This window comes from Coleofasciculus sp. A1-SPW-01 (genome assembly GCF_040217205.1).
Classification (GTDB): Bacteria; Cyanobacteriota; Cyanobacteriia; order Cyanobacteriales; family Coleofasciculaceae; genus Coleofasciculus; species Coleofasciculus chthonoplastes_A.
In genome coordinates this window covers 1-21,596 of sequence record NZ_JAVJNP010000081.1, presented here as the reverse complement: position 1 = coordinate 21,596, position 21,596 = coordinate 1, and the positions used below count along the sequence as shown (strand labels likewise).

19 protein-coding genes and 1 pseudogene are annotated in these 21,596 nt (G+C 47.1%); 10 read left to right on the top strand and 10 right to left on the bottom strand.

What is annotated here, in order from left to right; translation table 11 throughout:
• Positions 1-1,021, bottom strand: a pseudogene (locus RH949_RS12385) (tetratricopeptide repeat protein); the annotation flags it as partial.
• A 262-nt stretch (positions 1,022-1,283) separates the two neighbouring features.
• Positions 1,284-2,402 carry a hypothetical protein gene (locus RH949_RS12380; protein WP_446353444.1) on the bottom strand — a complete coding sequence of 373 codons (1,119 nt, stop codon included), beginning with the start codon at positions 2,400-2,402 and terminating at the stop codon, positions 1,284-1,286.
• Positions 2,403-2,873: 471 nt separating this feature from the next.
• Here RH949_RS12380 and RH949_RS12375 point away from each other — a divergent pair, with 471 nt between their 5' ends.
• From RH949_RS12375 to RH949_RS12365, 3 genes are all read left to right on the top strand, one after another.
• The gene (locus RH949_RS12375) at positions 2,874-3,152 is read left to right on the top strand and encodes a 2TM domain-containing protein (RefSeq protein WP_006105270.1); all 279 of its coding nucleotides are present in this window, start codon (positions 2,874-2,876) and stop codon (positions 3,150-3,152) included.
• A gap of 35 nt (positions 3,153-3,187) precedes the next feature.
• Positions 3,188-3,496: a DUF3181 family protein gene (locus RH949_RS12370; protein WP_006105246.1), complete on the top strand. Its 309-nt coding sequence runs from the start codon at positions 3,188-3,190 to the stop codon at positions 3,494-3,496.
• A gap of 235 nt (positions 3,497-3,731) precedes the next feature.
• Positions 3,732-3,974: a hypothetical protein gene (locus tag RH949_RS12365; protein WP_006105274.1), complete on the top strand. Its 243-nt coding sequence runs from the start codon at positions 3,732-3,734 to the stop codon at positions 3,972-3,974.
• Between the two features lie 143 nt (positions 3,975-4,117).
• Here the strand turns inward: RH949_RS12365 and RH949_RS12360 are convergent, their stop codons facing one another.
• Positions 4,118-4,462, bottom strand: coding sequence for a hypothetical protein (locus RH949_RS12360; RefSeq protein ID WP_446353441.1), 345 nt, complete (start codon positions 4,460-4,462; stop codon positions 4,118-4,120).
• Positions 4,463-4,513: 51 nt separating this feature from the next.
• Between RH949_RS12360 and RH949_RS12355 the strand changes: the two genes are divergently transcribed.
• Positions 4,514-4,711, top strand: a complete 198-nt coding sequence (locus RH949_RS12355) for a hypothetical protein (protein WP_006105313.1) — start codon at positions 4,514-4,516, stop codon at positions 4,709-4,711.
• A gap of 321 nt (positions 4,712-5,032) precedes the next feature.
• Entirely contained in the window at positions 5,033-7,003 is a 1,971-nt protein-coding gene (acs, locus tag RH949_RS12350; RefSeq protein WP_446353439.1) for an acetate--CoA ligase, read from the top strand.
• Between the two features lie 250 nt (positions 7,004-7,253).
• Here the strand turns inward: acs and RH949_RS12345 are convergent, their stop codons facing one another.
• The gene (locus RH949_RS12345) at positions 7,254-9,104 is read right to left on the bottom strand and encodes a protein kinase domain-containing protein (protein WP_446353437.1); all 1,851 of its coding nucleotides are present in this window, start codon (positions 9,102-9,104) and stop codon (positions 7,254-7,256) included.
• Positions 9,105-9,440: 336 nt separating this feature from the next.
• Here RH949_RS12345 and moaA point away from each other — a divergent pair, with 336 nt between their 5' ends.
• Complete coding sequence (gene moaA / locus RH949_RS12340; RefSeq protein WP_446353435.1) at positions 9,441-10,427, top strand: GTP 3',8-cyclase MoaA; 987 nt, start codon at positions 9,441-9,443, stop codon at positions 10,425-10,427.
• 132 nt (positions 10,428-10,559) lie between these two features.
• Here the strand turns inward: moaA and rpsD are convergent, their stop codons facing one another.
• A complete protein-coding gene (gene rpsD, locus RH949_RS12335) occupies positions 10,560-11,168 on the bottom strand; it encodes a 30S ribosomal protein S4 (protein ID WP_006105298.1) in 609 nt (202 codons plus the stop codon).
• Between the two features lie 67 nt (positions 11,169-11,235).
• Here rpsD and RH949_RS12330 point away from each other — a divergent pair, with 67 nt between their 5' ends.
• From RH949_RS12330 to RH949_RS12320, 3 genes are all read left to right on the top strand, one after another.
• Complete coding sequence (locus tag RH949_RS12330; RefSeq protein ID WP_446353433.1) at positions 11,236-12,717, top strand: aminotransferase class I/II-fold pyridoxal phosphate-dependent enzyme; 1,482 nt, start codon at positions 11,236-11,238, stop codon at positions 12,715-12,717.
• 18 nt (positions 12,718-12,735) lie between these two features.
• Positions 12,736-13,341, top strand: coding sequence for a precorrin-6Y C5,15-methyltransferase subunit CbiT (cbiT, locus tag RH949_RS12325; protein WP_006105245.1), 606 nt, complete (start codon positions 12,736-12,738; stop codon positions 13,339-13,341).
• A 177-nt stretch (positions 13,342-13,518) separates the two neighbouring features.
• Complete coding sequence (locus RH949_RS12320; protein WP_006105296.1) at positions 13,519-14,424, top strand: phosphatidate cytidylyltransferase; 906 nt, start codon at positions 13,519-13,521, stop codon at positions 14,422-14,424.
• 112 nt (positions 14,425-14,536) lie between these two features.
• Here the strand turns inward: RH949_RS12320 and RH949_RS12315 are convergent, their stop codons facing one another.
• The 5 genes from RH949_RS12315 to RH949_RS12295 form a co-directional block, all read right to left on the bottom strand.
• Positions 14,537-15,145 carry a hypothetical protein gene (locus tag RH949_RS12315; protein ID WP_044210473.1) on the bottom strand — a complete coding sequence of 203 codons (609 nt, stop codon included), beginning with the start codon at positions 15,143-15,145 and terminating at the stop codon, positions 14,537-14,539.
• A gap of 194 nt (positions 15,146-15,339) precedes the next feature.
• Positions 15,340-16,971 carry a CHAT domain-containing protein gene (locus tag RH949_RS12310; RefSeq protein ID WP_006105222.1) on the bottom strand — a complete coding sequence of 544 codons (1,632 nt, stop codon included), beginning with the start codon at positions 16,969-16,971 and terminating at the stop codon, positions 15,340-15,342.
• Between the two features lie 528 nt (positions 16,972-17,499).
• The gene (locus RH949_RS12305; RefSeq protein WP_006105207.1) at positions 17,500-18,171 is read right to left on the bottom strand and encodes a hypothetical protein; all 672 of its coding nucleotides are present in this window, start codon (positions 18,169-18,171) and stop codon (positions 17,500-17,502) included.
• Between the two features lie 124 nt (positions 18,172-18,295).
• Positions 18,296-20,656 (bottom strand): PP2C family serine/threonine-protein phosphatase, encoded by a 2,361-nt coding sequence (locus RH949_RS12300; RefSeq protein WP_446353429.1) that lies wholly within the window; start codon positions 20,654-20,656, stop codon positions 18,296-18,298.
• A 146-nt stretch (positions 20,657-20,802) separates the two neighbouring features.
• The gene (locus tag RH949_RS12295; RefSeq protein ID WP_044210474.1) at positions 20,803-21,081 is read right to left on the bottom strand and encodes a DUF6737 family protein; all 279 of its coding nucleotides are present in this window, start codon (positions 21,079-21,081) and stop codon (positions 20,803-20,805) included.
• 111 nt (positions 21,082-21,192) lie between these two features.
• Between RH949_RS12295 and RH949_RS12290 the strand changes: the two genes are divergently transcribed.
• Positions 21,193-21,453, top strand: coding sequence for a hypothetical protein (locus tag RH949_RS12290; protein ID WP_044210515.1), 261 nt, complete (start codon positions 21,193-21,195; stop codon positions 21,451-21,453).
• Positions 21,454-21,596: the final 143 nt, after the last annotated feature.

The following is a 21,596-nucleotide window of genomic DNA, read 5'->3' as shown; positions in this document are numbered from 1 at the left end:
GTAAAGCCTGTTGGTAGTAATCTAATGCCCGTTTTTTCTCTCCTAAGTCAGCATAGACAAAACCAATATTATTCAGAGTTATTGCTTCTCCAGCGCGATCGCCTACAGCTTGGAATAAAGGTAAAGCCTGTTGGTAGTACTCTAGTGCCCGTTGTTTTTCTCCTAAAGCTGAATAGACAGCACCAATATTATTCAGGGTTTTTGCTTCAAGGGCGCGATTTTCTACAGCTTGGGATAAGGGTAAAGCCTGTTGGTAGTACTCTAATGCCTTTTGTTTTTCTCCTAAAGCTGAATAGACATCACCAATACGATAGAGAGTTGTTGCTTCCCTGGCGCGATCGCCCACAGCTTGGAATAAATGTAAAGCCTGTTGGTAGTACTCTAATGCCTTTTGTTATTCTCCTAAATCATCATAGACACCACCAATATTATTCAGGGTTTTTGCTTCAAGGGCGCGATCTTCTACAGCCTGAGATAAGGGTAAAGCCTGTTGGTAGTAATATAATGCCTTTTGTTTTTCTCCTAAGTCATAATAGACACGACCAATATTATTCAGGATTATCGCTTCTTGGGCGCGATCGCCTACAGCCTGGAATAAGGGTAAAGCCTGTTGAAAGTACTCCAATGCCTGTTGATTCTCTCCTACATCAAAATAGACCATACCAATATTATTCAGGGTTGTTGCTTCCCGGGCGCGATCTTCGAGTTTTTGATAGAGAGGTAAGGCTTGATTATAATAATCCAGCGCTTTTTGGTTGAATCCTAATAAATTATGAGTGCTACCCAGTGCCAGATTAATAAAAGCCTCTTTTGATTGATCTCCCACTTCACGCCACAGAGGAAGCGCTGTTTCCCATTTTTCGATCGCTTGTTGCAGTGATTCGGCTGTCCCTTGTTGAAACAGTTGCAATCCTTCGTTAGTCAGTCTTTCGGCTTCTGCGCGTTTGTCGGTTTGGGCGATTGTTGTCGGCGCTATCTCTCCAGTGTTTTTCGGTAGGGATAACACCGGATCTTGTTCCACCGCTACGATGAAAATGCTGCTGAAGATAGTGATTACAGCATGGCAGGAATAAACCAACCATTGCCAAGACGTTAAGGTTGGCTTGAGAAAACAGGTTTGATGTTTGTCTGTTGGCTTTTGGTAATGCATCAGTTTACATTCACGTTTGGGTTGAGTGCGCCTTCACTACCCTCTATGTCTTACGAGGTTGAGGTTATGCAATGTAGAGACGCGCCATGGCGCGTCTCTACGTCCCCATTTTCACCTATCCAGGGATTTATCCCTACCTGGCAAACCGTTCTAATAATTCCTGACGAGAAAGCGTCAACAGCAAAGGAGTCAACTCTTGATGGGGTAACTCTAACATGGATGCGATTTTGTCGGCTAATTCCTGATCAACCTCACCAAACCGCACTCTCAGCACGTTTTCCACCTTTTCTCGCTTCCCTTCGCCGAATCTCTCTTCTACCCCAGAACCCTCGCCAAACCACAGTAATAACTCTTCCTTAGAAAGGTTAAACAGCAGACGAGTCAACACTTGTGGTGTTAACTGTAACATCGGTGCGATGATCGCTTCTAATTCGGCATCAATCTCACCAAACCGCACTCGGAGGAAGTTTTCCACCATTTGCCGTCGTTCTTCCCGAATCCCTTCTTGTCTGCCTTCTTGTCTGCCTTCTTGTCTGCCTTCTGATACAGCCTCTTCCCGCCATTTCAAATACGCTGGTGATAAGTTCATAATTAACTCCCGATCTGCATTACTTAACCTTTCACTACTGTCCACATTGATGCGCCAATTGGCTAGTATTTCCAGGATATTGCGCCGTTGTGGGTTCTCTTGGGGTAACCCGACTAACTCATCAATTGCTTGTTGCTGTGTTCTCCTTTTTCCTAATACTCTTAACCACAGTGTATCTTGACTTACGGGTAATTGGTTAATCGCTACCAGTGCTGTTCTCTGAAACTCCGGTAAGAAGTAAACGCCTTCTCCCCAATTCTCAGACTGATTCAACTTGGCACCAAACCCGTTGAGTAACCGTTGAGAACAAGAGGGGGACAGTATCCATAAACGGGGTGACTCATCTTCTGATAGAGAACGTCTCTCCCGTCGCGCCTTGCGTAAAAGTTCAGCTTCCACAGAATACAATTTCAACATGCAACTTCGCACTTCTACTGGGGTAGGTGCATTGCGAAACGGTTCAAATAAACAAGTGGTTGCTGCCATTTTACCCAGTAATCCTAGAGTCTCGGATTCTGGGGAGGGTGAGGGTGCAGGTATAAAGCAAACATCAACCTGGCGAACTTCGCTGAGTACATCGCGGCTGGTTTCTACTGTACCCAGAGGTGCTAATAATTCTTCCAGATACTGTTTGGCAAATTGGTCGTGGGGTTGTCGTGTCATTGGTCATTTTTTGTAAATCACTCTCAAATCCTTACTGTTCCCTGTTGCCTGTTGCCTGTTGCCTAATCTCCACGGTTAACTTTAATTGTGTCCATTTACTTAGTGCTATATGTGCGATCGCATCAGGGAATTTCTGAGCAACATTCACGTCAACTCATCTTATCGGAGAAAGGGAACACGATGAAATTCAAATTAATAAACCCCAATTCCTAATTCATTGGTTGTTTTTATCACCCCTAAAACTACTCTGATCACTCCTCATCAGAACAAATGACAGCAAAGGCATCAACGCTTGAGGCGGTAAGCGTAAAATCGGTGCGATCGCGCTAGTTGACAACGTTTCCAGTCAGGCTTGCATCCCGCATTCCAGTCTTGTTGCCATCCCTTGAGACCGGAATACTCGAAAATTGCCTTATCAAAAAAATACTAGATAGTATAACCTATTCTCATACGTCTATCTTACGAACTGCTATGCCTCCTCGTTGGTCCCGCAAACCTGATCGTCGCGATGCTGAGTATCGACGCCTAGATGACCGAATGAACTTTGCTGTCCATGTCGCTGTGTTTGCGGCGTGTAATTCGGGTTTATGGTTTGTCCGTACCATCCAGTATGCTAATTGGACTTGGACGTATTGGGTAACGGGGATCTGGGGATTAATTTTAGTCGGACACGCCGTTTACATCTTTGCGATCGCGGATTATACTCCTTTACCGGGTCAAGATAATTCGGCTAACTCTGCTCAAGGATAAACTGAGAATGTCCAGTTCGTCCTACTCAATTTATTATGGCTAACCCGAATACCAGCGAAGCGATCGAAACCTTGGCGGCTGAAATTGGTGAGAATATATACATCGATGTTGCCAAATGGCATCTTTACTTACAGGATGCCCATTTACACACCCCTTTAGCTGAACGCCTCTATCCCCTGCTGACAGAGGATAACCTCTCCGAAGACCAAGTGGTGCAAATCTTGCAAAGTATTCCGATTAAACTGGGGGGTGGCAAACGGGAAGTTCCCCTAGCGGATTTACTACCGATGCAGTGTCAGGTTAATCTGCTGGATTTACTCGAAGAGTTTCAACGGAAAATGTAATTAGCAAAACAATTGATCGCTCAATACGAGGTGTCATTAGTTCCGCAATGAGAACTAATGACCATTTTTTTATCAAAATTCTACCTGAAAAAGATACTCAATGACCATCTGGTGTATCCTTTTAACCGTTAGCGATCGCCTATCTCACTGTCACACTCTGTCTTGTTCCCTATTGGTGTGTTGACTTAGAACACCCCATTGCGACTGACTCAGCTAAGAGTTGCCACCGTCCACTATGGATCAGCATTGGATTAAATTAAGTTATGAGCGCGATACGTATCTGATTGATCTCAATCGTATCAGCACCTTTGTTTGGGCGAAGAACGGTCGGTTGATAGTTTGGTTACCGGATGGTAAGGTGCGACTCATTATCCATCCTAAAACCAATCCAGACGCTTATCAAGAAATTTTAGACTATGTGCAAAAGACAGTTGGTCAACCTATTGGTTGTCAGTTATCCGCTAAAAGTGAAACGTGAGTATTCCTGAGGGGTTGCTGAATAAATATTGTGGTGAGGATAGGGAACAGAACACAGGGGACTGCTAACCCGACTTAGGATAAATGCCACTGACTTTAGAGTTTGTAGTAAGCGCTAAAGCGCTTCTGGCACTAAAGTGCCTACTACGAACCCAGCCGATATAACTGAAGCCCGAATAGGTTAAGCTGTTCAACTTGTACCTCAGTCACCTGGTCAATTGGACGGCGGATCACCTGGGTTCCTAACCAACCTTTTTGCTGAAATATGACCCAATTACCCTGTTTATCAAATTGGCATGTCTTCACTGGACTGCCGAACATCATCCCATTCGCTAACCCAATACAAACCAATCCGAACCAATCAATCGATGAATTAGAAGACAGAAAAATCAGCAATCCGATCGCGGCGGTTAACCCACTCAATATCCAAACCCCAATTGGGGGTTCTTTCAGCGTCAGTAATGTCACCGTTTGTTGAACGACTTTCATATCACGTTTTTAGTTGAGATGGCGAACTCATGAGGGTAGAGACAGTGAACAGTGAACACCTCGACTTCGCTCGGTGTATCACAGGGAACAGGGAAGAAAAACCCTGCCCTGAACCTAGCCAAAGCATCAATTGTCGGGGCGGGTTTAGGAATTAACGCTAGCTTAATCACCGATAACGGTGAAACAAAACCCGCCCTTATTCATGGGTCAAAACAGTGGGTATTTGGTCGGGGCGGGTTTAGGAACTAACACTAGCTGAATCACCGATAACGGTGAAACAAAACCCGCCCTTATTCATGGGTTAAAACAGTGGGTAAGCTGTCATGCATTTAAATTGGGTATTAGTAGCGAGCAAGATGCAAAGCCTGCGGCATGGCTTCGCTAAACGCACTACAAGGCTTTCGCCATTATTGACATTAAGGTTTAAATGCCGAACAGCTTATGACAAATGACAAATGATGCCGCCCCTATCGAGGAGTCGGTAAGCTTTACAAAACGTCAAAATTGCTCATTCAGGCAAATCTGCCTTCAAAATGGTTTGAGTACAGCAACAGATTACAACTACAAACGATGCCTGAATCAACGATTGAATCAGTTCTGCAAGAAAAACGCCTATTCCAACCCCCGGCTGAATTTTCCCAGACTGCCCACATTCAGAGTCTGGAGGACTATCAGCGCCTCTATGACAAGGCAAAAGCTGACCCGTTGAAATTTTGGGCGGAGTTAGCCGAACAAGAGTTGCACTGGTTTCAGAAATGGGATACAGTCCTCGATTGGCAACCTCCCTTTGCCAAATGGTTTGTTGGCGGCAAGACGAATATTGCCTACAATTGCCTAGACCGACACCTAACCACCTGGCGACGGAATAAAGCCGCCTTGATTTGGGAAGGAGAACCAGGAGATTCTCGCACCCTCACCTATGCCCAACTGCACCGGGAAGTCTGCCAGTTTGCCAATGTCCTCAAGCAATTAGGTGTGAAAAAAGGCGATCGCGTGGGGATTTATATGCCCATGATTCCAGAAGCCGCGATCGCGATGCTAGCTTGTGCCAGGATTGGTGCGCCGCATACAGTGGTATTTGGCGGGTTTAGTTCCGAAGCCTTAAAAGACCGATTAGTAGACGCCCAAGCGAAAGTAGTCGTCACCGCTGATGGTGGCTGGCGTAAAGAGAAGATTGTTCCCCTGAAACCAGAAGTCGATAAAGCCCTCGCCAATAACGGCGCACCCACGGTAGAAAATGTTCTTGTGGTTCAACGTACCCAACAGAAAATCCAGATGGAACCGGGGCGCGATCATTGGTGGCATGATTTACAAGCCGGGGTGTCAGGGAATTGTCCCGCTGAACCCATGGATAGTGAGGATATGCTGTTCATTCTCTACACCTCTGGCACAACCGGGAAACCCAAAGGCGTTGTTCACACTACCGCTGGCTATAACCTCTATACCCATATCACCCTGAAATGGACTTTTGATCTTAAAGACACTGATGTTTACTGGTGTACCGCTGACGTGGGTTGGATTACGGGTCACAGCTATATTGTCTATGGTCCGCTGTCCAATGGTGCCACCACCGTCATGTATGAAGGCGCACCTCGTCCGTCGAATCCAGGGTGTTTATGGGATATAGTCGAAAAATATGGCGTCAATATTTTCTATACCGCACCAACCGCAATTCGGGCATTAATTAAGATGGGCGAACACCATCCCAAAGCCCGCGATTTATCCTCGTTACGAATTTTGGGAACCGTCGGTGAACCAATTAATCCCGAAGCCTGGATGTGGTATCACCGAATTATTGGCGGACAACGTTGTCCGATTGTCGATACCTGGTGGCAAACAGAAACCGGGGGATTTATGATTACGCCCCTACCCGGTGCGATTCCCACCAAACCCGGTTCAGCCACGTTACCGTTTCCAGGTATTCTGGCAGATATTGTCGATTTAGAAGGCAATCCGGTTGCAGCCAATCAAGGGGGATATTTGGTGATTAAGCACCCGTGGCCCGGAATGATGCGAACCGTTTATGGTGATCCGGATCGCTTCCGCCGCACCTATTGGGAACATATTGCACCTAAAGATGGGCAGTATCTCTACTTTGCTGGAGATGGTGCGCGTCGGGATGAAGATGGCTATTTCTGGGTGATGGGGCGCGTGGATGATGTGATTAATACCTCTGGACATCGCCTCGGTACTATGGAAATTGAATCGGCATTAGTCTCCCATCCCGCCGTAGCAGAAGCGGCTGTGGTTGGACAACCGGATGAAGTGAAAGGGGAAAATGTTTTTGCCTTTGTCATGTTGGAGAATGACTACAGTCCCACAGAGGAATTGGCAAACGAACTCAAGGCACATGTGGTTAACGAAATTGGTGCCATTGCCCGTCCCGGTGAGATTCGCTTTACAGAGGGAATGCCCAAAACGCGATCGGGTAAAATTATGCGGCGTTTGTTGCGGAATTTAGCAGCCGGTCAGGATGTGGCTGGAGATACGTCTACATTGGAAGATCGCAGCGTATTGGATAAATTAAGAGGCGGCGCTTAAAACGTTGCCGGATTGAGAATCAGAGGGTAAGTTCGGCACCATTGTAGAGACGTTGCATGCAACGTCTCTACATAAATGATGTGTCCTAACAGCCATGGCGGTTGCGATAAACTTCGCTTACTCTTGATCTGTTTCTTATAGCACTACGCACTACAGCAGTTTGCTCTGCTATGCGGTACATTGTCGATCCCCCTAAATCCCCCTTTTTAAGGGGGACTTTTATCTACTGTACTTTTGGAAATCGTGGGAATCAACAGGCTTCTTCGGTTTCCGGTTCACAAATTGGTACTGAATTGTCTCCAGTAGGTTCTTTTGTTTCAGGTTTAGGGTTTTGGGGATTTGACTGTTCAGATGACGGTGGGGTTTCCTGATTCGTATCCCCTTGATTTTTACGTTGGGTGGCTTTGCGAACTAAATCATTCAACTTTTCTCGCCAATAGCGCTGTTCCGGAAAATCGCTGTCTGCGGCATAAATGATCACATCAACATAGCGACCTTCATTGTAGGCTTGCTGAATCTTATCGAATTTGGTTTTTGCTTCTGACCATTCCTTTTGCCAGGTCTCGATTTTCTTTTGAGCATCCTCAAAGGCTGGACTACTGGGGAGAACCGATTGAGCCGCCGCGATCGCTTTATCTAAGTTACCCTGTTGATACTCTTCTGCCGCTTCTGTCAAGACCTCTGCCCCATTATCTTTGGGCTGAACGGGGGATTTTTCCGGCGTTGGGGTTGGTTCTGGGCTGGGACTGGGTTTTGTCTCAACTGGGGTGGGACTCGGTTGGGTTTCTACTGGGGTAGGGCTAGCGGGTTGTTCCGCAATGGTATCTACGGTAGAACAATCGACATACTTGCCAAAAACCCACCCTGCTTTAGGTGAACGAATTTCCACCCAATCCCCTTGCTTAGTTCCCGTTAAGGTTAACTTTGTGCCTTTATTAACTGTGCCAACAATCGCTGCGTTGGGATTTGAGCGCACGTTTAAGCCTTGAGCCGTTACTGTACAAGTCCCTCGTGCCATTCCACCGGACATCCCCTGACGAATGCCATACGCCATCCCTGCGGCTGCCATAGCTACAGCTAAACCCACACCAATGATTAATGGTGCGCGATTCGGTTCAGATTCAGGTTCGGCTTCAGGGGGCGGAGGAGGAGTCGGAAGAGTTGGAGGAGTTGGTCTTCGCGGGGGTGCGGCGGGGGAAACTGCCAGGGTACCCTGTTGGGAGAGGGGCTGGGGGTGAGGGGTTGGTTGAGACGGCGGAACAGACTGACCCGAAGAAGCGGTGATGAGCGATCGCACGGCTTGTAACGCTTCTGTGGCTGACTGGTAACGGTCTTTGAAATGATAGCGTACCATCCGGGTCAAAATATGTTTTAGCCCTGGACTCACAGGGGCAAGATGTTGCCAGATCAGTTCGCCCGTATTTAAATCTTCCTGCAATTCCGCCGGCATACGACCTGTAATGGCTTGGATAGCGATAATTCCTAAAGCGTAAATATCGCTGGTGGGACGCGGTTGACCCAAAGCCTGTTCACTGGACATATAACCCGGAGTCCCTACTGCCACCGTATTGCTCATTTGCCCCTGAGGACTTGCCAATTGAGTCCGGATTTGCTTCACCGCCCCAAAGTCTAATAAGACTAACTTTTTATCTAAATTCCGTCGAATCAGGTTATCTGGCTTAATATCCCGGTGAATGACACCGTGGTTGTGAACAAAGTCTAAAAGCTCTAAGAGTTCTTGCAGCAGGTCAACAACTCGCGTCTGATCCCACGGTTGACCGGGTATCAACTCTTTGCTGAGGGGATGCCCTTCGATATATTCCTGAACCAGATAAAATTCTTGGTCTTCTTCAAAGTAGGCAAGCAGGCGTGGGATTTGGTCGTGATTGCCCAGCACCTCTAGGGTTTCCGCTTCGCTGTTGAACAGGCGTCGGGCGGTTTCTAAGAAATTGGGGTCACGATTCGCGGGCTGAAGGTGTTTGACCACACAAATCGGGCTACCTGGACGCCGGGTATCTTGTGCCAGGTAGGTGCGACCAAATCCTCCTGCACCGAGGACTTGGTTGACTTGGTAACGACCATCTAGTAACTTGCCTAACATAGGAGTGATGCGCCTCAACGTTCACTTGATAATAGTTACATACACTGACGGGACATGTGTCCCAGGATTGTGCCAATTTAGGTTTTGCTCTCATAAGTAGGTAGGGACAGTTAAAGTTAACGGTGGTGATCGTCATTCGTCATTCGTCATACTCCCTACCCTTGAGAAGTAGAGACGCGCCATGGCGCGTCTCTACATAAATGATGTGTCTTAACAGCCATGGCGGTTGCTATATATATCTATGCATTGAATACATAATCCTTACTCTCCGATGAGTTAAAGATTCTTATTATGAAACAGTAGCCGCCTAGAGATGGGGGATAGCCGCGAATTAATATGAACACAGTCGATTATCTCCGGATTAGCCTAATTGACCGTTGCAACTTCCGCTGTCACTACTGTATGCCGGAAGGGTCAGAACTTGACTATATCCTGCAACAGGAACTCCTCACCCATGAGGAACTGCTGACGCTATTGAAAGAAGTTTTTATACCAGTCGGGTTTAAAAAGTTTCGCCTGACAGGTGGAGAACCGCTACTGCGTCCAGGGGTAGTGGACTTGGTGAGAGAAATTGCCACACTGGATCAAACCGAAGATTTAGCCATGACGACGAATGCCTTTTTACTCGCAGGCATGGCACAAGACTTGTATGATGCTGGATTACGGCGGATTAATATTAGCTTAGATTCCCTCAATCCTGACACCTTTGACACCATTATCGGGAATCGGGGGCGATCGCGCTGGCAACAAACCTGGAACGGAATTCAAGCCGCACATCGGGTGGGGTTTGATCCCCTGAAATTGAATATAGTCGTGATTCCAGGAGTGAATGATGCAGAAGTTCTGGATTTAGCCGCCCTTACCCTTGACCGCCATTGGCACATTCGCTTTATTGAGTTTATGCCCATTGGCAATCCTGAATTATTTAGCGATCGCGCCTGGATTCCTTCTGAGGAACTCCGCCAGCAAATCCGCGATCGCTGGGGCTTAGTTGAGTCGAATGTGCGCGGGAATGGACCGGCTGATGTCTTCCAGATTCCCGATGCTTTGGGGACTCTCGGCTTCATCAGTCAAATGTCCGAATGTTTTTGCGATCGCTGTAACCGGATGCGCCTCTCTGCCGATGGCTGGTTGCGTCCCTGTTTACTCAATGAAACGGGTCAGATTGACTTAAAAAGCGCTCTCCGTAGCGGTGTTGATCTCGCCCAATTAAGAGCGCGAGTGCAGCAGTTACTCGCGATTAAACCAGATATCAACTTTAAACAGCGAGACTCTGGTACTGATGGTTACTACACTCGCACCATGTCACAAATTGGTGGATAGTCATTTGTCATTAGTCCTTCGTCATTCGTCATTCGTTTTTTCCTTTCCAGTACCCAATATGACAAAACGTGTTTTACCGAGGGACTCATGAACCAATGACCATTAACCAATGACCAATGACCAATGACCAATCTACGCTTTCCGTGAATAGAACTCAACTACCAGCAGTTCGTTAATTTGCAGGGCAACCCACTCACGCTCAATCATGCCATTGACCTTACCCGTGAATGTTTTCTTGTCAAACTCTAAATGGCTCGGTAGATTTGCCAATCCGGGGTATTCCAGGTTTTTTTCCACCAAACGCCGAGAGCGTTCATTATCTTTAACCATGATCACATCACCGGGACGGCATTGATAGCTAGCGATATTCACTTCCCTACCATTGACCATCACATGACCATGATTCACAAGTTGACGCGCACCCGGAATAGTACCTGCCATGCCTAACCGAAATACGGTGTTATCCAGTCGCATTTCTAGCAGTTCTAGCAAGGCTTGACCCGTGGAACCCGTTGCTCGACGAGCTTTGCGAACATAGCGAAGCAATTGCTTTTCCGTGACTCCGTAGTTGTAGCGGAGTTTCTGTTTTTCTTCCAATCGAATCGCATATTCTGACCGCTTCCGGCGAGCTTGACCATGTTGACCGGGTGGATATGAACGACGGGGGGATTTGCGAGTCAAACCGGGCAGATCGCCTAGACGACGGACAACCCGCAGGCGCGGACCTCGATATCGCGACATAGAACTTCCTTGTGTACCTAACTAATTTTTTACCCAAATACTTTATAGTACAACTGACGAATGACAAATGACAAATGACGAAGGACAAAGGACAATCCCCATACTCGATGCTTTACAAGCCTGTGCTGGACGTCCCCACGCGCCATTCTACGCCCCAGGTCACAAGCGGGGAAAGGGTATATCTGACAGACTGGCGAACCTATGGGGAAAATCAGTCTTTGAGCATGATCTTCCCGAATTACCAGATTTTGATAACTTATTTGCCCCTTCAGGAGGGATTAAAGAGGCGCAAGCGTTAGCAGCGGAGGCGTTTGGTGCCGATAAAACGTGGTTTCTGGTGAATGGCTCAACCTGTGGCGTAATCGCGGCAATTTTAGCCACTTGCGGTACAGGAGATAAGCTGATTTTGCCTCGGAATAGTCATCAATCCGCGATCGCAGGTTTGGTTCTTTCTGGTGCGAGTCCGATTTTTATTACCCCAGAATCCGATCCCTCTGGTGATTTGGCACACAGTATTACCCCAGACGCCGTTAGCCAAGCCCTCAAGGAACATCCGGATGCTAAGGCGGTGATGCTACTGTATCCGACCTATCATGGCGTGTGCGGCGATATCCAGGCGATCGCCCAACGGGTACATCATTACAATATTCCTTTGCTGGTTGATGAGGCACACGGGGCGCATCTTCGATTTCACCCGGATTTGCCGCCAAGTGCAATGTCAGCCGGGGCTGATTTAACCATACAGTCCACCCATAAGGTTTTAGCCGCGATGACCCAAGCCTCAATGCTGCACATTAAAGGTCATCGCCTTGATCCGGAACGATTGAGTCAAGCTTTACAGCTTGTCCAGTCTACCAGTCCCAGCGCCCTCCTCTTAGCCTCTCTAGACGCCGCACGACAACAAATGATGTTGTATGGGGAAACGCTGATTAGCCGCACTCTAAGACTGGCTGAGGCGGCGAGGGAACAGATTCAGCAAATTCCAGGATTATCGGTGTTAGATGCCACAAATACTCCGGGCTGTTTTACCCTAGATCCGACCCGGTTGACGGTGAGAGTTATGGAGTTAGGGTTGAGTGGGTTTGAAGCCGATGAAATTTTTTGTGAGCAGTTGGGTGTAATTGGCGAGTTGCCGACATTCCAGCATCTGACGTTTATTCTGAGTTTAGGAAACACGGCGGAAGATATTCAGCAGCTAGTCCAAGCCTTTACCTACTTACAACAGCGCTATTCTCGTCCTGATGCTTCCTTTAGGCAGAATTTATGCCAACTGGGAATGACATCAGGGTTAATCCTGGAACCGTCAATGTCTCCTCGCGATGCCTTTTTTGCCCCGAAAGAACGGTTAACTCTAGACCAAAGCGTTGGTCACATTAGTGCTGAATGGATTTGTCCCTATCCTCCGGGGATTCCGGTTTTAATGCCAGGATTTGCGATCGCGTCAACTACAGTGGATTATCTGCGACAGGTTCAGCACTTGGGCGGCTATATTACTGGGTGTAGCGATCCTCGCCTAGAACGTGTAAACGTTGTCAACAGTAAGGACTAATGACCAAGGACGAACAAAATGTCTTCTCCCCTGTGGAACTATACCACTCCTGGTATTCCCGATGATTTATTCGAGCGCTTGCCCGGTATTCCCCTAAGCAAGCGAGAAGTACGGTTACTGATTATTTCCGCATTGCGCCTAGAATCCCATTCCTTGCTCTGGGATATCGGTGCAGGGACAGGTACAATTGCCGTAGAAACCGGATTACTTTCTCCTCACGGTAAAATTGTGGCGGTAGAACGGGATGAAGAGGTAGCGAACCTGATTCAACGGAACTGCGATCGCTTCGGTGTTGAGAATGTTGACGTTATCGAAGGATCTGCACCTGAATGTCTCCAAGATCTACCAGGAAAACCCCATAGAGCCTGTATTGAGGGAGGACGCCCGATTAAAGACATTCTTAAGGCAGTCTGGCATTACTTAGAACCCCAAGGTCGGATTGTTGCCACAGCTAGTAATTTAGAGAGTCTTTATACCCTCTCCGAAGGATTGGCTGAGTTACAAGCCCGTAATATCGAAGTTGTGCAATCCTCAATCAATCGCTTGGAAACCCGAGGGACTCATCAAATCTTTGCGGCTGTTAATCCTATGTTTATCCTCAGTGGGGAGAAGCTGGATTCTTGACATCCTCACCGCCCTACAAAAACGGTGATTCCCTACCAGTTAGTAGGGGTTTGGTAACCAAACCCCTACTACCCGCTCTCAAATTGACTAACGGCGAATGCTGCCCGATTGTTAATCTTAATGTAATAGTTTTATTCAGACAGTTAATTTCGACTGTCTTGTGTCAAATAAAGTTCTATGCCCTGGTCTCGGATTTTTAGTGGAATTGTAGCGATTACCCTAGCGATGGGGATGATTGTGGCTGGAGGATGGTATTTTACCCTCGGTCTCTGTGTCATCGTCTATTTGGGTCAACTGGAATATTTTCAACTGGTTCAGGCAAAAGGAATTGCGCCTGCGGCTAAAACCACGTTAGTTGTGAGTCAACTTCTATTGGTGACAGCCGCCCTTAACTCTAATCTGACGGATGCCGCCTTTCCCATTGCTGGAACCCTGATTTGTTTTTACCTGCTCTTTCAACCCAAGATGGCGACGATTGCGGATATTGCCGCTTCGATTTTGGGATTACTCTATGGCGGTTATCTGCCTAGCTACTGGATACGATTGCGTGTTGGTTTAGATGGAGGGGTTTCATTACCCTTGAATGCTACAGCGAGCCTCAATAGTTTCTCGTTTAATGACTCTTGGCTTCACCCTTGGACTAATCTAACGGTTCTGTCCCAAGGCTTAACCGTAACTCTACTCGCGTTTGCCTGTATTTGGGCAGCCGATATTGGTGCGTATAGTTTTGGCAAGTTTTTTGGTCGCACTCCCTTATCGAATATTAGTCCTAAAAAGACAGTAGAAGGGGCAATTTTTGGAATTTGCGGGAGTGGGGCAGTTGCTATGCTTGGGGCTTGGTATCTGCAATGGTCAAACTGGCAACTCAGTGGATTCGCATTCGGTACGTTAATTGGAGTGGCTAGCCTTTTGGGAGACTTAACCGAATCAATGATGAAACGAGATGCTGGGGTCAAGGATTCAGGACAATTAATTCCCGGTCATGGCGGTATTTTAGACCGCACAGACAGCTACGTTTTTACTGCTCCATTAGTTTACTATTTCATTACACTTTTGCTGCCTCTTTTACCACCTTTGAGTTAGGGGTTGCTGAATAAGTGTGGGTTCCCCCGCTCCCCCTCACCACAACACTTATTCAACAGCCCCTAAGTAACTCTTACCTGCCCCAATACCATAAAATGAATTAATTCGGCAATTAATTGTCCTCAGAAGCTTCCTCAAGTTGGGTGAGAGTATAATGGGCAATAGCCAAACTTAAGCGCACCTGCTCAATGGGTGATAATTCAGACCATTCGACTGAGCCAATAGCGCCAAAGTCTTGATTACCTCGCATGGCGTAAGCCCACGGACGTGCAAAAACGAATAAATCATCTTCCGTCCAGTTGGGTAATAAGGGTCTAACGCATAAAACTAGCTGATCGGCAAGTGATATATCCATGGATAACGCTTGTTGAGCTTGATTGGCGATCGCGTCCAACCAAGACGACGGCACCCCGGAAAATCGTTCAGCTAATGACCGCTTTAGCGAGGCGGAACCGGAAGAATCTGAGGGCGTTAGCGATGTCCAGCACTGGTGCAAGCGATTGAATAGGGTTTGTGATCCCGATGTAATTTCTGCCTCGGTTTGACAAGCATCTAGAGAAAATCCCGCTTCCAAATCTGCCAAATAGTCTTGGGCTTCAGGTTCAGCGGGATTCCAGGGATAACAATCGTCCTCAGTTTGCCAGAGTGCCTCTAGGAGTTCTCCTTGGGCTTGACTCAAAGCATCCTGATAATTTTGGTATGGTTTATGTTGACTGGTCATAATACCCCTTATGTGATCGTTGGTGGTGATGAAAATTGATAGGAATAGCTACATCAGCACTCTCGAAGGTTCCGTAATCGTTCCGAAAATAAAGGTTAGTGCCAATAATTGGCAGAACTTCTAGAACCGTTGAATTGAGTCGTGTTCTTCTCGACTCGAATCTCTCCGAGTCTAAAACTTGTTAAGTTTTTGGCTTAAAGGTTTTCAATAATAAACTCCAGGGTTTGACTCTGAGTACTGCCAAATTTTAACTGACTACCCGACTCCAATGGCACTTCCTGATGGTGGATTCTCTGCCACCCATCTGCTCGTAAAATATGAGTGCCGTTGCGAGAAAAATCACGCAGGAAGTAAGTCGGGATTTGTCCGGGATGAGTGAAGGTATCGCGACAGATAATTTCTGCATGTTTATAGCTCACCCACATTTCCTCATCCAAAACTAAATCATTCTCCTGCCCGCGTCCCACCCGCATCAGTGCACCGCGAATTCGCCAAACTTTACCCATCGAGTTTAAGGAGCGTAAGCAAGCGGTGGGCGTTTGTTCGCCATTCCAGTTGCTAGGCATCGGCGGAAGCTCAGTAATCCCTTCTTCTAAGAAAGCAATTAACTGTCCTTGAAACTCCGGATGCATATACAGCACAGGTAACGTCCAAGCTGGTTGGTTGAACTTGTAAAGCGTGAGTAATTGTTGTCTGGCAACAGCCACAGCTTGATCAATCGGCATCCCGCTAGCTAGGGCTTGGGCAAGACTTTGGATAAAACTCAAAGCTTCGTGATCCGCGATCGAGTCACGCATACCCAAAACAGCGGGGACACCATGTTGAATTAACACTTCGGCTAAACTACTCCGGGGGATGGTTTGACCTTCCACCTGATCCGGTTGAGCGCCCCAACAGGTATTGAATACCGCTAAGGTTACCTGATTCCGAACTAAGACTTGAGCGAGTTCCGTACCGTTAATTGGTGCATCTGGACTTAGAAATAATAAACCCCCATCTGGAGCAGGTTCACCATGACCCGCATAGAAAAGGATATTGTAACCTCCTGTGTCTAAAGCGGCAATTAAGTCAGCGGGTGTTGGCTGTAGCAGCTTTTCCACAAAACAGGGAACGGCTGTGGGGTTGAACTTTTGACAAGATTGAAAAACATTTTCTAGAACCGCTGCTTCTTGTTCAAGCTGTAAGCGAGCCGCTGACTGATCACCCCCGGAACGGTGGACATCTTGTCCAAAGACGAGCAGGATATTCAGGGCTTGATCATGGCGGATCAGCGGCTTGAGAGAGTCAACATTACTCGTCGTGCGGCTAAACAGTAGTTGAGTAGACAGAGAAATAGCAGGTTTGCCTGCCATTTCTTGCATAATTTCCCAGGGGAGGGGAATCAAGTCAGGATGTCGAATTTCCAAGCGCACGCGCAGAGATTTATTTTGTCCCCGGGCAATGCCCCGACTTTCCGCCAACGTTGTTTGAATGGAACCCGCAAACAGCCAATTCCACAAGTCTATGCCCAACTGCTGCATCAGCCGTCCCCCGTAGCTAGTCGTCTGCGGTGTAGCGTTTTCGCTTTGGGGTGATAGGGTTGGTGTTGGTGTAGGCTTAGGCGTCAAGGGATGAGGCAGGGGTAATAAGGGGGGCAAATTACCTGTAGAAAACATTTGTTGCCAAGCCAACCAAGTCTGAGTCAAAGTGGAAGACCAAATCGAGTCATGATGAACATAACCCCCAGGATAAGGAGCTTCAATGACCCACACGGCAAAGTTATCTGCCCCAGCCGTAGACAGACGGGCGATCGCTAAACTGAGGCAAGGAGTTTCGATATCAGACATTCAACGCCCAGATGTAGAGCAACATTATCAGTTTGGTGATAAGTGACAGACCAAATCAGAATCAATCAGACTCGACTGTTGTCCCCTGTCCTCTGCGATCCCTATTTTAGGTCTTAGGGTCAGTTCAAACTCAGACAGCACAGGAGAGTCGTCAGGAGTTGGGGAGTAGCCAAGTTGATCCTTATACAATATGGTACACGGATCACGATGGTTGAAAGCCCATGCTCGTTTCAGCCGTGGATTTGTCAATAGTCTGGTCTAATCGTTGCTCTGATGACTTTGCCTGGGACGTCGCCAAGTAGGATGTGGGAGTAGGGTGTAGGGGAGCGGGATTGAATGATGCCTTGATAATTCAGACAATATGTGTATTTTGGGTATGTTTTAAATGTTGCTCAAAAAAAATATGATAGAGTTTACAACTAAGAAATATTCTTTGGTGGCGAAATTGAATTAATCCTAACCATTAGCTGTTCTATTGGCGTCAACAGCACGGTTTCCAGAACCTTGCTCAGACGATCGCCTTGCGTCTCAATCGTTCTCCGATTCCGATTCTAACCTTTGCTGCTGAATCGGAAACCGTTTAAGCCGAGCTTCTAAATCAGCACAAATACCTTTAACTTTTTCTAAAACACTAGGGAGTAAATGATTAGACAAAACTTGGAATACCTGTTCTAAATCTACATCGTAATTGAGCAAAAGTAAGAGAATATCATTTTCATAAATACTCACTCGGTCGAACTTACCTTGTCGATAAAGAGAAGGCAACGCATAAAATTTGAGAATAACTAACCCTTCCACATCGACACAACGAATCCAGCGATCGCCAAACTGTCTAACTGTGGCAAATTGCTGACTAATTTGAGAAAACAGTTGATTATGCGTTAATAAAATATCAACAATTAACTGCTGAAACCTTCCTCTAATAAAATCTTTGTTTTCTTCAGCAATAGCAACCTCAGGTAATGCTGCTAACTCAGAACGGGAGAGAATTAAATCAATATCTTGGGTATTTCGTCCCTCCACATAACTTAATAATGCCACTCCCCCAACTAACAAATAGTTGATGTTTCGCTCAGACAAAGTATTGAATAAGTTGTCGATGATCTGCTCAAAGTTCTCTAAATTAGACATTCCTTGATGCCAGTTTTTTAGGTCGAATAAAATTCCATTTATGATGATTTCGCTGATTGCTACTGTCATAAAATAAAACCATTTTACATTTTATATTATCATGACTAGGACTTACACTTGGGAGCATGTTAGGGAAAGCACAAAATGTCCGTAGGGGCACGACATGTCGTGTTCCTACAGATATGTCGTGTTCCTACGGAGAACTGAGGGAAGGCGTTAAAGCATCAGATTCAGGCGCCGTTGCACATACGCCTTTTTGTGCCAATGTTGGGTTAACATTTAAGTCAACATTTGAGCGAATATTAACAACTTTTATCCAACCCCTCTCTCCTGGCTGCACCTGAGGATAAATGTTGCGGCGCCGTTTGGCGTCCGCTAGGGTAGGGGATGCTGGAGCGGTCTGTATCGATTGCATCTCGGCGTTTTCCGTCCCCGTCGAACACACTCTCAATTTCAGCCAATCCTCTTCCCCAGAATCGGATGATTGACGAATCACTTGCAAGACACTCCCTCTGGGAATTAATCGAATGGGTGAGAGATTTTCCTCCGGAGGATTTAACCGGAGTAGCAACGGAACATCTTGTCCTTGGGAATTCGTAATCGTTGAGCGAGTCACCCGCATCAGCGCCAAGTTTTCCAAGGACGAAACCGTTTCCGGCGTTGGCGTTGGACTAGCGGTTGGAGATGGCGTCCCCGACACGGATACTGGGGCATCAGAATTAGAACTCTGCCTCACAAATCCTTGAAGCCAACGCCGAGGCAATAATAGGTAAGCTAGTCCTGCACCCACGACCAAAAGTACAACAATTGCCAACATAAGTCCCCAAGGACGCCGTTTGGGTCGGGTCAAGGGTTGGGTTTTCGTATGGGAAGGGACAATGGTGGTCGTCGCTAGGGTTTCCGATGGTGTTTCCGTTGTCGGTAAAGGCAACGATTCCGGCTGAGGCGGCGCAAGTTCTGTTGGTGCTGTTTCCGCTGATGCCCTTACCTGACAGTAGACCAGCGCCAACGTAACATTATCATGACCATTTTGCCGATTTGCTATTTCGATGAGATGGTCAGCGGCAGTTGGCACATCACGCTGTCCGTCCAGAATCGGCAGAATTTCGGTTTGCCAGTATTGTTCCACTCGGTCATGGTCACTGAGACCATCGGAACAGAGAAGAAACACACTATCTTCGTCCAGGATAAACCGCTGGGTTGTTGGATGTAATGTGGTAGACGATGCCATGCCCAAAGCCTGGATTAATGAGCCAGAGGTCGGCTGTTGCACAGCATACCGATAAAAGGTGTAACCCAATCGCACTTCACGGGAGGCTAGATCATCATCTTGGGTAATTTGATGACACCCTTGGCGCGTTACCCAGTAGACGCGACTGTCCCCGACATGGGTGATGTATATTTCATGGGCGCTGGTTTGAGCCATGACCAGGGTTGTACCCATCCGCTGTCGCTCAGAGCGATGTTCGCTATCATTTTGCTGGCTGATGGCGTCATTAGCGGCACAGGCGGCTTGTTCAAGTTGTAGAGTCAGATGGGTTGGGTGCCAGTGGTCGCGATCAAAATGGAGGCGTTCCACTTGCTCTCGCAAAACGTTGATGGCTAATTCCGAAGCCACTTCCCCCCCTTCATGTCCGCCAATCCCATCACAGACGATCGCTAAGGCATTTTCATCGGTTGAGCGACTCCATAGTTGTCCAATGGGTGGGTAACAAGCATCTTCATTGTGGCGGCGAACTGGACCCGAATCCGTACCTGTAAAAATCTGATAATGACGCGATTGCCCTTGTCCACAGTCTTTGATTCCCTGATCAAGCAGTCCCACCAGTTGTTCGGCGGTGCGAATTTTTCCTTGGGTCAATTGATCACAGAGTTGCCCGAAAAACTTTTTTATGACCGAGGAGGCGTCAGGTTGGAGTTGAGACCAGCACTGACCCAGTTGTTTGAGCGTTGGTGCGGCGGGTTCATCTCTGTGAAGTTCTAGTAGATGCAGGATAGAAGATTCTGGACGCAGCCAATCGAGATTGAGTAAACTTGTCCCCACTCCTTCACTGCTTAAGGGTTGCCACAGGTTAGCGATTTGCCACAACCAGTTGAGTTGGCGTATCGCTGTTGCCTCTTGCCAAACTGTTCTCAGGGGAGGAAAGAGTTCTCCTTGAGTCCCAGCCGTATCGGTTTCCAGAATCGGCGCATCTTCCAATAGCCAGATTTCTGAATCTTGGCGTCTTTCACCGCCTGTCAGTCGCCCATAGACTTGGGGAATATGTAAGCGATAGGGAGAGAGTCTCAAATAGGGCAACAACTCCTCCGGAATCTCTTGAGGGGTATCCGGTGGTGTTGCTGGTTTTGTATCCAGTACAATCCGTTCATTGACCAACACATAACGGTTGGCAATTAGCGATTCGGGCTGATAGGCTTCTATCCCTGATCCTAGCGCCCACAGATAACGCCGCTTCAAAGGCGTGCGACAGTTCTGACAAAACTTATTGACAGGGGGATTGGCAGCCTGACAGCGGTAGTTAGGGCAGTGAAGGGTTGCTGCAGGATTGTCCATGGAAACACTCTTGGCTACATCTAGCTAGGGGTAATTGGGCGGTTGAAGTCGCACTGCCGCGATCGCAATGCATATCCATTTCCATTATGGGATCATTTAAATAAGCCTACTGATTACAAATTCTAGCGTCTGATTTGAGAAGCCGTTCACTCATCGGAGGGATAAATGGTGGCAACCGACTCGGATTCTTGATCGGGTTGGCGATTTGTCAACTCAAGGTAACTATGCCGCAAGAGACGGGGCCAGAGCCATAAAAAGTAAAACCACCAAACCAAAATGGGGGTAGCCACTATCAAGGTTATCCAGAGCATTTTGGCTAGCATCCAACTCCCCGCGATGATTACGGCTCCGGTCAGGAGAATCGACCAAGGCTGACACCACCACGGTTTATAATTCCAAGGATTCAAGGGATCTTTGACAGACAATAGTTGCCTCTAGGGGAAAAAATAACTTTATTTATAATACTTTTTTTGGACTTAGATATAGCGCGGGACTTATGGTTCCTCTCCCAAACGCCCATCATTATCTTAGACAATATGCCTAAGCCCGATTATGACACCTCCGATGATCACTCCTTTGAAGAGCTGAACTCCCCTGCGAGTGTTGAAATGAAACAGCTTATGGAGCAAATTGAGAACTCCCATGACCTATTGTACAAAATGATTAACTTGGAAATGTGGGCATTAGCCGAAACGATGGATGAGTTTATCCCAGGTTTTTGGAGTCGTTTTTTGGAAAATCGTCGTTTAACCCTCAAACAATTCCTACAGAACAATTCTCACTCTAGAAAGAGGTAAATCACCGCTTCTAAAAACCTAGACAAACCTACCCATAAGTAATTCTGTCTTGGTATAAGTCCACGGTGTAACTTTTGGTCGATAACCATTAACGCTTACGCTTGGCTGATACCCGGCATTGTTGCTCGATATCAGCCTTAACC

Excerpts from the sequence above, each read along its gene's own strand:
- RH949_RS12315 (WP_044210473.1), bottom strand. The coding sequence starts at position 15,145 with ATGACCAGTCAACATAAACCATACCAAAATTATCAGGATGCTTTGAGT.
- acs (WP_446353439.1), top strand. The coding sequence starts at position 5,033 with ATGCCTGAATCAACGATTGAATCAGTTCTGCAAGAAAAACGCCTATTC.
- RH949_RS12310 (WP_006105222.1), bottom strand. The coding sequence starts at position 16,971 with ATGTCTGATATCGAAACTCCTTGCCTCAGTTTAGCGATCGCCCGTCTG.
- RH949_RS12305 (WP_006105207.1), bottom strand. The coding sequence starts at position 18,171 with ATGACAGTAGCAATCAGCGAAATCATCATAAATGGAATTTTATTCGAC.
- RH949_RS12320 (WP_006105296.1), top strand. The coding sequence starts at position 13,519 with ATGCCCTGGTCTCGGATTTTTAGTGGAATTGTAGCGATTACCCTAGCG.
- RH949_RS12330 (WP_446353433.1), top strand. The coding sequence starts at position 11,236 with ATGACAAATGACGAAGGACAAAGGACAATCCCCATACTCGATGCTTTA.
- moaA (WP_446353435.1), top strand. The coding sequence starts at position 9,441 with ATGAACACAGTCGATTATCTCCGGATTAGCCTAATTGACCGTTGCAAC.
- RH949_RS12375 (WP_006105270.1), top strand. The coding sequence starts at position 2,874 with ATGCCTCCTCGTTGGTCCCGCAAACCTGATCGTCGCGATGCTGAGTAT.
- rpsD (WP_006105298.1), bottom strand. The coding sequence starts at position 11,168 with ATGTCGCGATATCGAGGTCCGCGCCTGCGGGTTGTCCGTCGTCTAGGC.
- RH949_RS12370 (WP_006105246.1), top strand. The coding sequence starts at position 3,188 with ATGGCTAACCCGAATACCAGCGAAGCGATCGAAACCTTGGCGGCTGAA.
- cbiT (WP_006105245.1), top strand. The coding sequence starts at position 12,736 with ATGTCTTCTCCCCTGTGGAACTATACCACTCCTGGTATTCCCGATGAT.
- RH949_RS12345 (WP_446353437.1), bottom strand. The coding sequence starts at position 9,104 with ATGTTAGGCAAGTTACTAGATGGTCGTTACCAAGTCAACCAAGTCCTC.
- RH949_RS12300 (WP_446353429.1), bottom strand. The coding sequence starts at position 20,656 with ATGGACAATCCTGCAGCAACCCTTCACTGCCCTAACTACCGCTGTCAG.
- RH949_RS12290 (WP_044210515.1), top strand. The coding sequence starts at position 21,193 with ATGCCTAAGCCCGATTATGACACCTCCGATGATCACTCCTTTGAAGAG.
- RH949_RS12380 (WP_446353444.1), bottom strand. The coding sequence starts at position 2,402 with ATGACACGACAACCCCACGACCAATTTGCCAAACAGTATCTGGAAGAA.
- RH949_RS12360 (WP_446353441.1), bottom strand. The coding sequence starts at position 4,462 with ATGAAAGTCGTTCAACAAACGGTGACATTACTGACGCTGAAAGAACCC.
- RH949_RS12365 (WP_006105274.1), top strand. The coding sequence starts at position 3,732 with ATGGATCAGCATTGGATTAAATTAAGTTATGAGCGCGATACGTATCTG.